The sequence below is a fragment of the Sphingopyxis sp. Root1497 genome, assembly GCF_001427085.1.
GTDB lineage: Bacteria > Pseudomonadota > Alphaproteobacteria > Sphingomonadales > Sphingomonadaceae > Sphingopyxis.
Map to the genome: position 1 here is coordinate 48417 of NZ_LMGF01000005.1, position 14722 is coordinate 63138.

The 14722-nt window shown below is 66.3% G+C and carries 15 protein-coding genes; 10 read left to right on the forward strand and 5 right to left on the reverse strand.

The features are described from left to right. Nucleotides 1-229: hypothetical protein (locus ASD67_RS23345; protein ID WP_200938037.1), on the forward strand; the 229-nt coding region annotated here is incomplete at its 5' end. A gap of 11 nt (nucleotides 230-240) precedes the next feature. On the opposite strand, the gene ASD67_RS14665 is transcribed toward ASD67_RS23345, so the two are convergent. Both ASD67_RS14665 and ASD67_RS14670 read right to left on the reverse strand, forming a co-directional pair. After that, the gene (locus ASD67_RS14665) at nucleotides 241-867 is read right to left on the reverse strand and encodes a TetR family transcriptional regulator (protein WP_162248591.1); all 627 of its coding nucleotides are present in this window, start codon (nucleotides 865-867) and stop codon (nucleotides 241-243) included. A 44-nt stretch (nucleotides 868-911) separates the two neighbouring features. Further along, a complete protein-coding gene (locus ASD67_RS14670) occupies nucleotides 912-1232 on the reverse strand; it encodes a 2Fe-2S iron-sulfur cluster-binding protein (protein WP_056348690.1) in 321 nt (106 codons plus the stop codon). Between the two features lie 128 nt (nucleotides 1233-1360). On the opposite strand from ASD67_RS14670, the gene ASD67_RS14675 reads away from it, so the two are divergent. Genes ASD67_RS14675 through ASD67_RS14695 form a run of 5 tightly spaced genes read left to right on the forward strand, consistent with a single transcriptional unit; the run spans nucleotide 1361 to nucleotide 6812 of the window. Then, nucleotides 1361-2965, forward strand: a complete 1605-nt coding sequence (locus ASD67_RS14675) for a GMC family oxidoreductase (protein WP_056348693.1) — start codon at nucleotides 1361-1363, stop codon at nucleotides 2963-2965. Continuing rightward, nucleotides 2962-3735, forward strand: coding sequence for an enoyl-CoA hydratase-related protein (locus tag ASD67_RS14680; protein ID WP_056348696.1), 774 nt, complete (start codon nucleotides 2962-2964; stop codon nucleotides 3733-3735). The genes ASD67_RS14675 and ASD67_RS14680 overlap by 4 nt, the downstream gene beginning before the upstream one ends. An 11-nt stretch (nucleotides 3736-3746) precedes the next feature. Continuing rightward, a complete protein-coding gene (locus ASD67_RS14685; RefSeq protein ID WP_056348699.1) occupies nucleotides 3747-4523 on the forward strand; it encodes an enoyl-CoA hydratase/isomerase family protein in 777 nt (258 codons plus the stop codon). Nucleotides 4524-4545: 22 nt separating this feature from the next. Continuing rightward, the gene (locus ASD67_RS14690; RefSeq protein ID WP_056348702.1) at nucleotides 4546-6030 is read left to right on the forward strand and encodes an aldehyde dehydrogenase; all 1485 of its coding nucleotides are present in this window, start codon (nucleotides 4546-4548) and stop codon (nucleotides 6028-6030) included. Next, nucleotides 6027-6812, forward strand: coding sequence for an SDR family NAD(P)-dependent oxidoreductase (locus tag ASD67_RS14695; RefSeq protein ID WP_056348706.1), 786 nt, complete (start codon nucleotides 6027-6029; stop codon nucleotides 6810-6812). Before ASD67_RS14690 ends, ASD67_RS14695 begins: the two co-directional genes overlap by 4 nt. Nucleotides 6813-6998: 186 nt before the next feature. Here ASD67_RS14695 and ASD67_RS14700 read toward each other — a convergent pair whose 3' ends face one another. Continuing rightward, on the reverse strand, nucleotides 6999-8162 hold the full coding sequence (locus ASD67_RS14700; protein ID WP_056348709.1) for a thiolase C-terminal domain-containing protein: 1164 nt from the start codon (nucleotides 8160-8162) through the stop codon (nucleotides 6999-7001). Beyond that, complete coding sequence (locus ASD67_RS14705) at nucleotides 8159-8569, reverse strand: Zn-ribbon domain-containing OB-fold protein (RefSeq protein WP_056348711.1); 411 nt, start codon at nucleotides 8567-8569, stop codon at nucleotides 8159-8161. The genes ASD67_RS14700 and ASD67_RS14705 overlap by 4 nt, the downstream gene beginning before the upstream one ends. Before the next feature lie 140 nt (nucleotides 8570-8709). Here ASD67_RS14705 and ASD67_RS14710 point away from each other — a divergent pair, with 140 nt between their 5' ends. Continuing rightward, nucleotides 8710-9081: an EthD domain-containing protein gene (locus ASD67_RS14710; protein ID WP_056351942.1), complete on the forward strand. Its 372-nt coding sequence runs from the start codon at nucleotides 8710-8712 to the stop codon at nucleotides 9079-9081. A 15-nt stretch (nucleotides 9082-9096) separates the two neighbouring features. Here ASD67_RS14710 and ASD67_RS14715 read toward each other — a convergent pair whose 3' ends face one another. Next, a complete protein-coding gene (locus ASD67_RS14715; RefSeq protein ID WP_056348715.1) occupies nucleotides 9097-11400 on the reverse strand; it encodes a CaiB/BaiF CoA-transferase family protein in 2304 nt (767 codons plus the stop codon). A 161-nt stretch (nucleotides 11401-11561) separates the two neighbouring features. On the opposite strand from ASD67_RS14715, the gene ASD67_RS14720 reads away from it, so the two are divergent. The 3 genes from ASD67_RS14720 to ASD67_RS14730 are packed head-to-tail and all read left to right on the forward strand — an operon-like array spanning nucleotide 11562 to nucleotide 14716. Continuing rightward, complete coding sequence (locus ASD67_RS14720) at nucleotides 11562-12662, forward strand: acyl-CoA dehydrogenase family protein (protein WP_056348719.1); 1101 nt, start codon at nucleotides 11562-11564, stop codon at nucleotides 12660-12662. Between the two features lie 11 nt (nucleotides 12663-12673). Then, nucleotides 12674-13897 (forward strand): acyl-CoA dehydrogenase family protein, encoded by a 1224-nt coding sequence (locus tag ASD67_RS14725; RefSeq protein WP_056348722.1) that lies wholly within the window; start codon nucleotides 12674-12676, stop codon nucleotides 13895-13897. A gap of 21 nt (nucleotides 13898-13918) precedes the next feature. Beyond that, the gene (locus tag ASD67_RS14730) at nucleotides 13919-14716 is read left to right on the forward strand and encodes a crotonase/enoyl-CoA hydratase family protein (RefSeq protein WP_056348725.1); all 798 of its coding nucleotides are present in this window, start codon (nucleotides 13919-13921) and stop codon (nucleotides 14714-14716) included. The last annotated feature ends 6 nt before the right edge of the window (nucleotides 14717-14722 follow it).

Consider the following 14722-nt stretch of genomic DNA (forward strand, 5'->3'; position numbering starts at 1 on the left):
CGGTGCGATCGAGGTCGAGGTCGAGGTCAGCGCCGACCATTTGCGCGGCACGGTATCTTATCCGCATTGCTTCGGGCATGGCACCGGCGGCTGGCAGCGCGCGAACCGGGCCGGGGGCGCGAACGTCAATATCCTGCTCGGCCACGGCCCCGATGTGGTCGAGGCGGTGTCGGGGACGACGCTGATGGACGGGATCGCGGTCGAGCTGACCGCGCTAAAGCCGGCGTGAGCGCGGCACGCTCAGGGCGCGAGACCGCGCAGATAGATGTCGCAGACCATTTCGGCATATTTCTGCTTGATGCCGTCGTCGAGCCGCGCGACGCCCAGCGTCGAAGGGACCGAATAGCCCGCGTGGAAAATATGGTCGGCGGCGCCGACGAGGCAATAATAGAGCAGGCCGGGATCGACGTCCCTGAGGGCGCCTTCGCGCACCCCCTGCGCGACGATGTCGCGATAGACCTCGATCATCGGTTCGATGAAGATCTGCGCGACGCGTTTGCTCGCCGCGGGACTGCCGGACTCGACCATGTAATGGATCAGGCGGTTGATATAGGGCGAGCGAAAATAAGCGTTGATGATACCGTTGATATGGATCTTCAGCTTCTTCTGGGCCGGGATATCCATCTCGCTCAGCGCCTTGAGCGCGGTCATCGCGGTTTCGGCATCGCGTTCAAGCACCGCGAGCAACAGTCCTTCCTTGTTGCCGAAATAATATTTGATCATCGCGCTGTTCACCGATGCGCGCTGCGAAATCTCGTTGAGCGAGACGTCGATGTTGCTCGCCTCGGACAGCAGTTGCGCGGTCGCGTTCAAAAGCGCTTCGGCCGATGCCGACCGTTCCTCGCGCCGCGCTGCCTTGATCGTCAAGCCGCTCTCTTTGTCCATGCCCATGTCCGCTATGTTCGCCCCGCCTATCGTTGGGACTCGGGAAGGAAGACTGTCAAGCCCTCCAGGTCGTCGGTCATCGCGATTTGGCAGGACAGGCGGCTGTTCGGTCGCGGGTCGTTGACGCAATCGAGCATCTCGCTTTCGTCGGCGCCGGCGGCTCCGACGCGCTCCAGCCATTCGGGGGCGACATAGATGTGGCAGGTCGCACAGGCGCAGACGCCGCCGCAATCGGCCTCGATCCCCTCGACCATATTGTCGCGTGCGCCGCGCATGACCGAGTCCCCGACTTCGATCTCGACCGTCTCGACGGTGCCGTCGGCATTCTGGAAATTCACGCTTGGCATATGGTTTTCCCTGTCCCGGCCACCGTGGTTCAACCCACTTTCAATTGATCAATTAATATTTCATGGTGACGGTGTCAACGAAGGCGCATATGAAGCTTAAAATTAATTAGTCGATTGATGGAGAGTGCATGTCAGGCGAGGAAGCGGACTATATCGTCGTGGGCGGGGGCAGCGCGGGCTGCGTGCTGGCGGCGCGGCTGAGCGAGAATCCGGGCGTCCGCGTCGCACTGGTCGAGGCCGGCGGCGAATCGACCGGGCTGATGGTCCAGATGCCGGTCGGTTTCGCCAAGATGCTCGTCGACGACCGCTACGACTGGAAATATTGGCAGCTGCCCGACCCGTCGATCAACGGGCGGCGCTTCATCTGGTCGGGCGGGCGCATGCTCGGCGGCGGCAGTGCGATCAACGGGCAGGTCTATATCCGCGGCACCCGCGCCGACTTCGACGCGTGGGAACGGCTCGGCGCGACGGGCTGGAATTTCGACGGCGTCTTTCCCTATTTCCTGCGCAGCGAGAGCTGGAGCGGTGCGCCGAACCAGAGTCATGGGTCGCAGGGGCCGCTGTCGGTGTCGCCGATGCGCGACCCGCATCCGCTGTGCGACCTGTTCCTGCGCGCGTGTGAGCAATATGGCCTGGCGCGGCTCGACGATTATAACGGCGGGCAGATGGAGGGCGCGTACCTCACCCAGGCGACGCAGCGCGACGGCTGGCGGTGCAGTACCGAGAAAGCCTATCTGCGTGACGCGCGCAAACGTCCCAATCTGATGACGGTCACCAACGCGCATGTCGAAACGATCCTGATTGAAAATGGCGAGGCGGTCGGCATCCGCTATCGCCAGGGTGGCGATGCGAAGGTTCTGCGCGCGCGTCGCGAGGTGATCGTCTCGTCGGGTGCGATGGGGTCGCCCGCGCTGCTGCTGCGCTCGGGGGTCGGCGCGGGCGAGTATCTGCAATCGCGCGGCATCGCGGTGCAGGCCGACCGGCCCGAGGTCGGCCATAACCTCCAGGAACATCCCGGCATCACCCAGAACAAGTTCGTCAGCGTACCAACGCTCAACAGCCAGGTCGGGCCGTTCGACATGATCCGACACCTGACCAAATTTTTCTGGAACAAGACCGGGCCGATGGGTGCGCCCGCGGTGCAGGCAATGGGTCTCGCGCGCACCCGCGACGGGCTCGACGAACCCGACGTCCAGCTCCACTTCATGCCGCTCGCTTACAATGTCGAGCCCGAGACGGTGTCGTCGGCTGAGGCGGTGATGCCGAAGGAGCCGTGCATCAGCATCAACGTGTCGCTCACGCGGCCCAAGTCGCGCGGGCGTGTCGAACTGGGCGATGCGCTCGAGCCCGTGATCAATCATCAATTGCTCGGCGACCGCGCCGACGTCGATACGCTGATCGGCGCGATGAAGCTGGTCGACCGGTTGTTCGCGATGCCCGCGTTGAGCGCGATCACGCTGGGCGACCGTTCGCCCGACCCGGTGCCCACCGACGATGCGGGGTGGGAGGCCTATGTTCGCGCCAAGACGATGATCACCTATCACCCCGTCGGCAGCTGCCGCATGGGGTCGGACGCCGGCTCGGTGGTCGACCCCGAATGCCGCGTGCGCGGCGTCGGGCGGCTGCGCGTCGTCGATGCCTCGATCATGCCGCAGATCACCAGCGGCAACACCAATGCCGCGACGATCATGATCGGCGAGAAAGCCGCCGAACTGATCCGCACCACCGCATGAGCGCAGCCGCCGCCTATGATTTTCAGCATATTGCGGTCGAGCGCCCAGCGCCGGGCGTCGTGCTGCTCACATTGAACCGTCCCGAGCGGATGAATGCGACCAACGATGTGCTGCATAGCGAGTTGGTGCGGCTGCCCGCCGCCATCGATGCCGATCCCGGCGCGCGCGCGGCGGTGGTGACCGGGGCGGGGCGCGCCTTTTGCGTCGGCGGCGACTGGGCCGACATCGCGGGCCAAGGCAATGACTACGCCAACAAGATCCGGATGATGCGCGAAACGTCGCAGATCTTGACCGGACTGATCGAGATGCGAAAGCCGCTCGTCTCCGCGATCAACGGTCCCGCAGCGGGGATCGGCCTCGCACTCGGGCTGCTCGCCGATATCTCGGTGGCCAATGAAGAGGCGAACCTGTCCGACGGGCATCTGCGTATCGGCCTCGCCGCGGGCGATCATGCCGCGATGGTCTGGCCGCTGCTCTGTTCGATGGCAAAGGCCAAGCGCTACCTGCTCACCGGCGACAAGCTGAACGGCCGCGAGGCCGAGCGGATCGGGCTCGTCTCCGACGCGGTGCCGCCCGCGGAGGTGTTGCCGCTCGCGCTGCGCTATGCCGCGACGCTCGCCGAGCGGTCGCCGCTCGCGGTCGAGCTCAGCAAGCGCGCGCTCAACCATTGGCTGCGCGGTGCGATGCCGATCTTCGAGGCGTCGCTGGGTTACGAAATGGTGACCGCTTTCGACCCCGACCAAGCGGCGCATATGCCGCAAACGAGCTGAGGACCCCGACCATGACCACCGACCCGACGCTGATCGTCGCGACCCCCGCGCCCGGGGTGCTGCACCTGATCTTCAACCGTCCCGATGTGCATAATGCCTATGACACGCCGACCTTCACCGCCTTTGCCGAGCAGCTCGACCATGCCGCAACCGACCCCGACATCCGCGCCATCGTCATCAGTGCGCGCGGGGGCAGGGCGTTCAGCGCAGGGTTCGATATCCACGAGATGGCGGGCTTCGATGCCGCCACGATGCGCCGCGCCTTCGAGGCGCGCGATCCGGTGTTCGGGCGCGTCGCCGCGCATCCGCTGCCGATCATCGCCGCGATCGACGGCATCTGCTTCGGCGCGGGCGCGCTGCTCGCGCTCGCCTGCGACATGCGCATCGCGACGCCCGGCTTTCGCTTCAAGGTGACCGCGGTCGGCTATGGCTGCGCCAATGCGACCTGGTCGCTGCCGCGCGCGGTCGGCGCGCCGCGCGCCAAGGCGATCCTGATGACCGGGCAGGTCGTCGAGGCGGAAGAGGCCGAACGCATCGGGCTGGTGAACGAAATCGTCGAGGCGTCCGAACTCGAGGCGCGCGCTATCGCCGTCGCATCGGCGATCGCCGCGCATCCGCCGCAGGGGATCGCGGGCATCAAGACGCTCGTCGACGGCAGCCTGACGCGCGCACCGATCGAGGGCTGGCAGGCCGAATATGACTGGATGATCGCGAGCATGACCGGCGCCCCGGCAGGCGGCGAGACCTTCGGGAAATTCCTGTCCGAGCACGACGACCACAAACGCTGAATATCAAAATCAGGAGACTATCATGATCGGCCAAGCTCATGCGCAGGTGGCGCATCCCGACCGGCTCTTTATCGGTGGGCGGTGGATTCCCGTCGAGGGCAGCGGTCGCTTCGCGGTGACCAATCCCGCGACCGAGGAAGTGTTCGGCGAAGTGGTCGCGGCGGGCGTCCCCGAAGTCGAACGCGCGGTCGCGGCGGCGCGCAAGGCGTTCGATGAAGGCCCCTGGCCGCGGATGTCGGCTGCCGAACGCGCGACCTATATGCGCGCCTTGTCGCAGGCGCTGCAGCGCCGCGGCGCCGCGCTCGACAGCGCCTGGATTTCGCAGGTCGGGGTGCCGATCTGGATGGCGCAGGGGTCGGGCGCGGGCACCGCGGGGCTGCTCGACTATTATGCCGGACTCGCCGAGACTTATCCGTTCGAGGATGTCCGCCCGTCGAATGGCATGATGTCGAAGGTCGCGGTGGTGGTGCGCGAACCCGTCGGCGTCGTCGCGGCAATCGCGCCGTGGAACGGTCCGCTCGCCTCGCTGCTGATCAAGCTGGCGCCAGCGCTCGCGACGGGCTGCACGGTGATCCTGAAACCGGCGCCCGAAACCCCGCTCGAGGCGTTCATGCTCGCTGAAGCTGCCGAGGAGGCGGGTTTCCCCGATGGCGTGATCAACCTGTTGCCCGCCGACCGCGAGGCGTCGGACCTGCTCGTCCGCCATCCGGGTGTCGACAAGGTCGCCTTCACCGGCTCGACCGAGGTCGGGCTGCATATCGCACAGGTTTGTGCGTCGCGCATGGCGCGCTTTACGATGGAACTCGGCGGCAAGTCGGCGGCGATCGTGCTCGACGACTTCGAGCCCGAGGCGATGGGCCCGGCGCTTGCGCCGATGATCACCCTGCTCTGCGGCCAGGTGTGCATCAATTTCAGCCGCGTCCTTGTCCCGCGTGCGCGCAAGAACGCCTATGTCGAAAGCCTCGCAGCGGCGATGGCGGCGACCAGCATCGGCGATCCGCTCGATCCCGCGACGATGATGGGGCCGCTCGCGATGGCGCGGCACCATGCCAAAGTCTCCAGCTATTTCGACAGGGGCGTCGCCGAGGGTGCGCGCATCGCGACCGGCGGCCGTCGGCCGCCAGCACTGAACAGCGGCTATTATGTCGAGCCGACGGTGTTCACCGACGCGACCAACGACATGGCGATCGCGCAGGAGGAAATCTTCGGTCCGGTCACCGCGGTCATCCCCTATGACAGCGTCGAGGAGGCTATCGCGATCGCCAACGACAGCCCGTTCGGCCTGTCGGGCGGCGTCTATACGCACGACACCGACCGCGCCTATGGCGTCGCGCGGCGTATCCGCACTGGCCATTTCACCCAGAACGGCCGCGATTTCGACCTGACCAATCCGTTCGGCGGCTTCAAGAAATCGGGCGTCGGTCGCGAGGGCGGGCCGGAGGGCATCGAGTCCTTTACCGAGGTCAAGACGATCTTCCTGCCGCAAGCGCCCGGCACGCTCGCATGAGCGCAGCCTACACCGCCGGCCTGTTCGACGTCGCGGGCAAGCGCGCGCTCGTGACCGGCGCGACATCGGGCATCGGCCGGATGATCGCGCGCGGGCTGGCGCAGGCGGGGGTCGAGGTCTGGGTGGTGGCGCGCGGCGCCGCCGACGTCGATGCTATCGTCGCTGAACTGGGCGGTAACGCCCAAGGCGTGGCCGCGGATATCGCAACCGACGACGGCATCGCACGGGTCGCCGAAGCACTTGGCGAGCGGCCGCTCCACATCCTCGTCAACAATGCCGGCACCGACCGCACCACGCCGCTCGACGCCGATGGGCGCGGGGATTTCGATGCGGTGCTGAACCTCAACCTGACCGCGCCCTTCCTGCTGACGCGCAAATTGCTGCCGCAGCTCGAGAGCGGCGCCAGCCCGGGCGACCCGGCGCGGGTGATCAACATCGCGTCGATCGCCGCGCTGAACCCCGGGCATCTCGAAAATTTCGCCTATGCGTCGAGCAAGTCCGGCGTTGCGATGATGTCGCGTCACCTCGGCCGCCACCTCGCCAAGCGCAACATCAGCTGCAATGCGATCGCGCCGGGCCTCTTCCCCTCGCGGCTCACCGAGCAATTTCTTGGCATGGGTGCGGACGACGAGGTGCCCAAGGCCTTCGTCTCGCCACTGGGCGCGCGGGCAGGGGAAATGGACGATATCGCGGGCGCGGTGATCTACCTTTCGTCGCGCGCCGGCGCCTGGGTGACGGGCGTGCTGCTGCCGGTGAGCGGCGGTATTTCGACCGTCAGTTGACAGGTGCCTGCGCTGGCTTTGGTGTGGGAAGCGGTCGCTTCCTCTTTTGTCATCCCCGCGAAAGCGGGGACCCAGAGCGTGCGTAGGCTTAGCTTTCCCTGAGTTCCCGCTTTCGCGGGAATGACAAAGTAATAAGATACAGAGCGACCACGCCCACCCGAAACCGGCCGTTCGACGCAAAAACTCTCAATCGACCCCAAAGATCGCCGAACTGATCGTCGGCGCGCCGGGACCGCCGGCGAGCAGGCAGGTGCGCGCGTTCGGTACTGGGTTCGGGCTTTCGCCGCGCAGGCAGCGCACCGCCTCGACCGCCGTGACGAAACCATGGACGAAGCCATGCGCCAGATTGCCGCCCGATGTATTGACCGGCAGCTTCCCGCTCGGCGCGATCAGATTTTCGAAGCGCACAACCTCTGCCACATTTTCGTATGTGCAAAAGCCATGGTCGATCAGCGACGCGATCCCCTGCGCGCTGAAATTCTCGTACAGCTGGACGACATCGATATCGGCCGGGGTCAGTCCCGCGGTGCCGTAGAGCCGGTCGCGGATCGCGCGGAAGCCGGCGGTCGGATAAAGTTCGGTCGCGTCATTCTCGAGCAGGTCGCCATAACCCGCCTCGGTCCCCTGCGCGACCGACAGCAATTTCACCGGTTTCTTCTTCAGGTCGCGCGCCATCTCGGTCGAGACGAGCAAGATCGCGCCCGCGCCGTCATTCTCGCGGCTGCAATCGAACAGGTGGAACGGTTCGGCGATGATCCGCGAACCGCTATATTCAGCATGGTCGAAATCCTTGCCATAGGCGACCGCGTCGGGGTTGCGACTGCCGTGATAATAGGAGGCGCGGACGAGTTCTTCGCACAGCTCATAGGGCACGCCATGATATTCGAACATCCGCTGCGCGCGCATCGCGCAGACCTGCGCGGGGGCGAGAATGCCCGACGACACCATATGGTCGTTGAGATGATGCGCCATCACCGCCGCCGACAGCCGCCCGCTATTCCCTTCGACCAGCGCGCGAAACACGACGACGGCGCGCGCCTGTCCGGTCAGGATCGCCGACGCCGCAATACCAAAAGCTCCGGCGATGCCGCCGCCGCCGCCGCCCCACACCTGCGCTGACCAGTTGATCGCCTTGGTGCCGAGGTCGGGCATCAGCCGCACCGGCTCGTTCTTGTCGTCGCCATAGGAGACAAAGCCGTCGACATCCGCCGGGTCGAAACCCGCGTCTTCGCAGGCGTCGACGATCGCGCGGACCAGCACGCCGCGTTCGGGGGCGGGCGCGGTGCCGCGTTTGTACTGGCGATAACCGACGCCGGCGGCGGCCGTCAGGCCCGACAAATTGGGGGTCATGAAAGGCTCCAGCGCAGCGCGGGGATTTGGGCATCGCCAAAGGCGGTGCGCGCGATCGTTCCGGTGACAAGGGCGCCGATGCGCAGGCCCGCTTCGTCTCCCTCCAATACGCCGACGAGGCGGACCGGCACCGAATTCAGGGTGACGATCAAGGTCGAGAAGGGTTTGGCGAAGGCTTCGGTCCCGCCGAACGGGTGGTGGGTGCGGGTATAGGTGAAGACCTCGCCTTCGAGCGGCTGTTGGGTCCATTCATGGTCCCAGCTGCCGCAGCTGCCGCAACGCCAAACTGCGGGCCAATGCCAGCGTCCGCAGCCCGTGCAGCGCGGCAGTTCAAGCCGCCCTTCGAGAAGCGCGTCCCAATAGCGCCCCTCGGCGCCGACCGGACCCGTTGCCGAATGATAGGTCATCCGCCCCTTGCCATCCTTTCCTGCCGCATCGCCTGCGCGGCCCTTGCTTCATTTATCTACTGTATATAGATTTGACTACGACGTGCAATGAGGAAGTGCGCGGCGTCCGATGGACGCGTGGACGAATGGGAGAAACGACGATGCTGCGAGTGACCTTCTGCCTCAAGCGCCTGCCGGGCCTGACGCGCGAGCAATTCCAGGACTATTGGCGGAACGAGCACGCGCCGCTGGTCAAGGACCATGCCGCGGCGCTTGGCATCCGAAAATATGTCCAGTCGCACAGCCTGACGCTCCCGGGCACCTTTCCGCTCGCCGATGTGCGCGGCTCCTCGGGCCTCGATTTCGATGGTGTCGCGCAGCTGTGGTGGGACGATATGGCCAGCTTTGCCGCCGCAGGTTCGACCGAGGCCGGACGCATCGCCGGCGCGCTGCTGCTCGCCGACGAGAGGAAATTCATCGATCTGCCCAATTCGCCGATCTTCCTGTCGGACGATTTTCACGTCATCGAATAGGCGGGCCGAAAGAGCCTATTTCCAGCGTCCCGTCGCGGTCACGGGTTCGTCGCTCGCCATATGCGCCTCGGCCTGCTGCCGCGTCAGTTCGGCAAGCGGTTCGAGGATGGCCTTATCCTTGAGCGTGCCAATGCCCGCCGCATCGATGTCGAGCCAGTCGGCGATGACCTCTTCGCTTTGCTCGCCGCTCAGCGGGGCAGGGCGCAAGGTCGGTGCGGGCAGGTCGGCGGTCTTGACCACATAGGCGTCGCCGAACACATCCTCCTGCAACCAGGGATGATCCTCGATCCGATAGAAACCGCGCTCAACATAATAGGGGGAATCCGGCAGTTCGGAGAGCCGCAGCATCGGGGCGGCAGCAATGCCCGCCGCCTGCAGCGTCTCCGCAGCGTCGTGTCGGCTGCGCTCCGCGAGCCAGGCTTCGATCACCGTGTCGATCTCGCCGCGCGCCGCAAGCCGCTTGGCGGCGCTGTCAAACGCCAAGCCTTCACCATAGCCGATCGTCTCGCACAACCGCGCCCAATCGGCGTCGCTCTCGACGGTGATCACGCACCATTCGTCGTCGCCCGCGGCGCGATAGGCCGCCCACGGCCAGTCGGTCGGCGCACCGCCCGCAGGGGTGCCGCGCACCACGTCGGTGGCGAAATGGCCGATCATCACTTCGGATTGTGCGACCTTGGCGACGCCGCCCAGCCCGGTGCGCAGGCGACGGATCAGCAGCGCCGCGACCCCGATCGCACAGATGCGGCCTGCGACATGGTCGGGATAGACGGTGATCGAATCGCTGAAGCTCTGCGGATCGTCGGGATAGCGCCAGGCGAGCGTCAGCCCGGTGGATGCGCGAACCAGCGGGCCATAGCCCATCCGCCCGCTCCACGGCCCGGTGTCGCCGAAGGCCGAGCTTTCGGACAACACGATCCGCGGGTTGATCGCGCGCAGATCGGCTTCGCCGAGGCCGAGCTTCTCCATCGTGCCGGGCTTGAAGTTCGAGCAGACGACGTCGGCTTGCCGGACAAGGTCGAGGAACAGCGCGCGTCCTTCGTCGCTGCGCAGGTCGATCCCCAGGCTGCGCTTGTTGCGATGCCCTGCGGCGAAGCTGACCGACATGCCGTGCTCGAGATAGGATTGGCGGCTGCCGTCCGGAAACGCCTGGCTCTCGATCTTGACCACATCGGCGCCGAGGTCGCCGAGCAGCCGCGCACCCTCGGCCCCGACGACGATGACGCCGAGATCGAGCACTTTCAGGTCGCCAAAGGGAGCTAGGGGAGCCGCGCCGGCGGCTGCTGGAAACTCGGTGTCCTGCGGTGCCGGCAATGGCCCCATGCGGTCGCCGTCGATGGTCAGGAACCCATTGGGCAGCCGCGTTCCGTCGGCCAGCGTGGTGACCGCTTCGCGTACGGCGGCATGGTCGCTGTCCAGAAATTCGCCGAGCGTCAGCACCGACGCGATCGGTACGCCATAGTCCTGTCCTTCGCGTTCCAGATCGGCGCGGAGACGGTCGGCGAAGAAGCCGGCAATATGAGGGAGCAAGTCCGCCGAGGCATAGCGGTGCGACGTCCGGTCGAAATCGGGTGAGGCAAATTGCGCTGGCTCGCCCATCCACCGGAACATGCCGCGCCACTGGCGCTTGGCAAGCAGGCAGATGCGCACATAACCGTCGGCGCAGCGCATGATCGGATATTGGAATCCCGCGCGTGGCCGGTCGCGCAGCAGCAGGCCGACCGGCTTGCCCATCGTCGCGCTGCCGTTGATGCCGAAGCCCGGATCGAGGCCCTGCACCGCGCCGTCGAGCGCCGCGAAGTCGAAATGCGCCCCTTTGCCGCCGCTGAGCGCGCGATAGAGCGCGCCGAGCAGCGCGAAAACCGCCTGCGGGGCGGCGCATTGATAGGCGAGGTCGCCGGGCGGCAGCAGCGGCTCGCGCCCGCGAATGCCCGAGCGCGACAGCACGGCGGACAGCGCATGGAGCACAGGACCGGTCGCGCGCCAGTCCGCCAGCGGGCCGTCTTCACCGAAGTCACTGACCGTCATGGTGATCAGTGCCGGGTTAGCGCGGCGGAGCGCGGCGAGATCGGCCCCCGACGCCCGGTCGGCGACAAGGATATGCGCGCGCTCGATGGCCGTCGCGGCCTCGGGACTGCCCAGATCGCCGGTGTGCAGCCGCTTGCCGGCGTTGGCGACGACCGCCTCGGCGCTGGCGTCGGCATCGGTCGCGAAGCGGTCGACCGCGGCGCCCAGATCGGCCAGATAGCGTCCGATCATCGCCAGCGGCCCTTGCACGCTCTCGACGATGCGAATGCCGGACAGCGGCCGATCGGACATGAACTTACCCTTCTCTTCGATACGCCAGCGGACGCGAAGGCGCTCCGCTGGCCGCGCCGGCGCTTGCCATATCCGCACCGCGAAGAAAAGTTAATTAATCGACTAATTCGTTTTGCGGCGCTCATCTTCTATGATAGCGGCCGCGCCACGGAGAGTTGCCGATGGACTTCACTTTCACCGACGATCAGCGTCAGTTGCGCGATGCGCTGCGCGGGTATCTTCAGCGCAGCAATGGATTTTCGGTCCGTACGGCGAATGCGCGTAGCGCGTCCGGCTGGAGCGAATCGCTGTGGCGCGGGCTTGCGGACGACCTCGGCATATTGGGCGTGTTCGTGCCCGAAGGTGCGGGCGGCATCGGCGGCGATGCGGTCGACATGATGGTCGTGATGGAGGAGCTTGGCGCCAACCTGCTCGTCGAACCCTATTTTGAAACCGCAGTGATCGGCGCGTCGGCGCTCGGCGCCGGGCACACGGCCGAACATGCTGCGATCGCCGGCGGCGATATGCGACTGGCTTTTGCCTGGGCCGAGGCCGAGACGCGCTTCGACCGCATGCCGCGCGATACCATTGCGCTGCGCACGACGGTCGGCTGGCGGGTCGATGGCCACAAGATCGTCGTGAGCGGGGCGCCTATGGCGACGCATTTCCTCGTCACCGCGCGCGTCGGCGACGAGCCGGCGCTGTTCCTCGTCGAAGCCGGCGCGGTCGGCATTTCGCAACAAGCATTTCCGACGATCGACGGCCGGCGCGCCGCCGATGTCGCCTTCGATGCCGTTGCGATCCCCGACAGCGCGCACATCGCACGCGGAGCCGAGGCGATCGAGCGGCTGTGCGACGTCGCAACCGCGATGCTTGGTGCCGAGGCGCTTGGCGTGATGCGCGTGATGCTCGACGATACCATCGCCTTCACCAAGGAGCGCCGCCAGTTCGGGCAGGCGATCTCGACCTTTCAGGTCATTCAGCACCGCATGGTCGACATGTATATGCAGCTCGAACTAGCGACCTCGGCGGTGTACCGCGCGGTGCTCAGCCTCGACGCCGCGCCGGCCGACCGCGCCCGCGCCGTCTCCGCGATGAAGGTGACCATCGCCGACGCCTGCCGCTTTGTCGGCCAGAATGCAATCCAGCTCCACGGCGGCATGGGGATGACCGACGAGGTCGCGGTGACCCATTATTTCCGCCGCGCGACCGTGATCGAGAGCGAATTCGGCTCGGCCGACTGGCACCGCCGCCGCTTCGTCGCACTGTCGCGCGCGGCCTGAGGAGACAGCCGATGGACATCGCCTGGAGCGCCGACGAAATCGCCTTTCGCGACGAAGTGCGCGCCTTTCTTACCGACAAGCTGACCGACGATCTGCGCGCGAGCGGTGCCAATATGACCAGCGTCTACGCCGACCCGGATCATGCGCGCGCCTGGCAGGCGATCTTGCACGAAAAGGGCTGGGTCGCTCCGTCCTGGCCGGTCGAGCATGGCGGCACCGGCTGGAGCCTCGCGCAACGCTATATCTGGCAACGCGAGCGCATCGCCGCTGGCGCACCGCCGGTGTCGCCGATGGGGGTGCAGATGTGCGGCCCCGCGATCATCGGCCATGGCAGCGACGCGCAGAAGGCCCATTTTCTGCCGCGCATGCTGTCGGGCGAGCATTTCTGGTGCCAGGGCTATTCCGAAACCGGGTCGGGCTCCGACCTCGCCAGCCTGCAATGCCGTGCCGAGGAGGATGGCGATCATCTGGTCGTCACCGGCCAGAAATTGTGGAGCACCCATGCCCACGCCGCCAACTGGGGCTTTTTCCTCGTCCGCACGTCGACGCACGACCGGCCGCAAAAGGGCATCAGCTTCCTGCTGATCGACATGACCAGCGCCGGCGTCACCGTGGTGCCGACGGTTTCGCCCGCGGGCGAGAATATCCAGAACGAGATTTTCCTCGATGCGGTACGTGTGCCCAAGGCGAATGTCGTAGGCGCGATCGGTGACGGGTGGACCGTCGCGAAATATCTGCTCGAATTCGAACGCGGCGGCGCGGCCTATGCGCCGGGCTTGCAGATCGACCTCGACGAGATCGAGCAATTCGCCAGCGCCGCGCGCGGCGACGAGGGCGGGCGCCTGATCGACGATGGCGCCTTCGCCGATGCGATCGCGCAGGCGCGGATCGATGTGCTGGCGCTCGAAATATTCGAATTTCGCGCGATGAGCGACGCGGGGGCCGGGCGCTATCCGCATGCGATCCCGTCGCTGATGAAGATCCGCGGTACCGAATTGCAGCAGCGGATCACCGAACTGCGCCTGCTCGCAGCTGGCCGCTATGGCATGGCCTATCAGCCGCAGGCGGGGGTTTCCGCAGGGCCGGTCCATTTCCCGCACGCCGAGGGCGCTTTCGCCGGCCCGCGCGAGGCCGCGATCGCGCCGATGCGCTACGTCAGCGAACGCGCGGCGTCGATCTACGCCGGGACGAATGAGATTCAGCGCAACATCATCGCCAAGATTTTGGGCCTTTAGCCCGCCAATCGGAGAGACAAGATGACCGATGCTCCCGCCGTGCTCGCCGAACGTCGCGGCCACGTCCTGATCCTGACGATCAACCGCCCCGACGCGCGCAACGCGGTCAATGCCGCGGTCCATATCGGGCTGGGCGAAGGACTCGAACGGGCCGAGGCCGATCCCGAAATCCGCGCGGTGATCGTCACCGGTGCGGGCGACCAGGCCTTTTGCGCTGGCGCCGATCTGAAAGCCCTGTCGCGCGGCGAGCGGCTCGAACCCGAAGACAAAGCGCAGCGCGCCTGGGGCTTCGCGGGTTTTGTGCGGCACCCGATCGGCAAACCGATCATCGCGGCGGTCAACGGCTTCGCGCTCGGCGGCGGCACCGAACTCGCGCTGGCCTCGGACATCGTGATTGCGGCCGACCATGCGCAATTCGGACTGCCCGAGGTCAAGCGCGGGATCATCGCGGCGGCGGGCGGCGCGTTTCGCATCGTCCAGCAATTGCCACGCAAGATTGCGATGCAGCTGTTGCTGACCGGCGAGCCGATTTCGGCGCAACGCGCGCTCGATCTCGGCCTCGCGAACGAGGTGGTCCCGCTCGACCAGCTTATGGACACCGCGCTCGACTTTGCCGAGCGCATCGCGGTCAACGCCCCGCTCGCGGTGCAGGCGAGCAAAAGGATCGCCATGGGTATTGCCGAGGGCCAGATCGCCGGCGACGCCGAGTTTTGGGAGGCGAACAAGCGTGAAACGCGCGTGGTCTTCACCTCCGCAGATTCGCGGGAAGGCCCGCGTGCCTTCGCCGAAAAGCGCCAGCCCGTCTGGCAAGCGCGCTGAGGACGT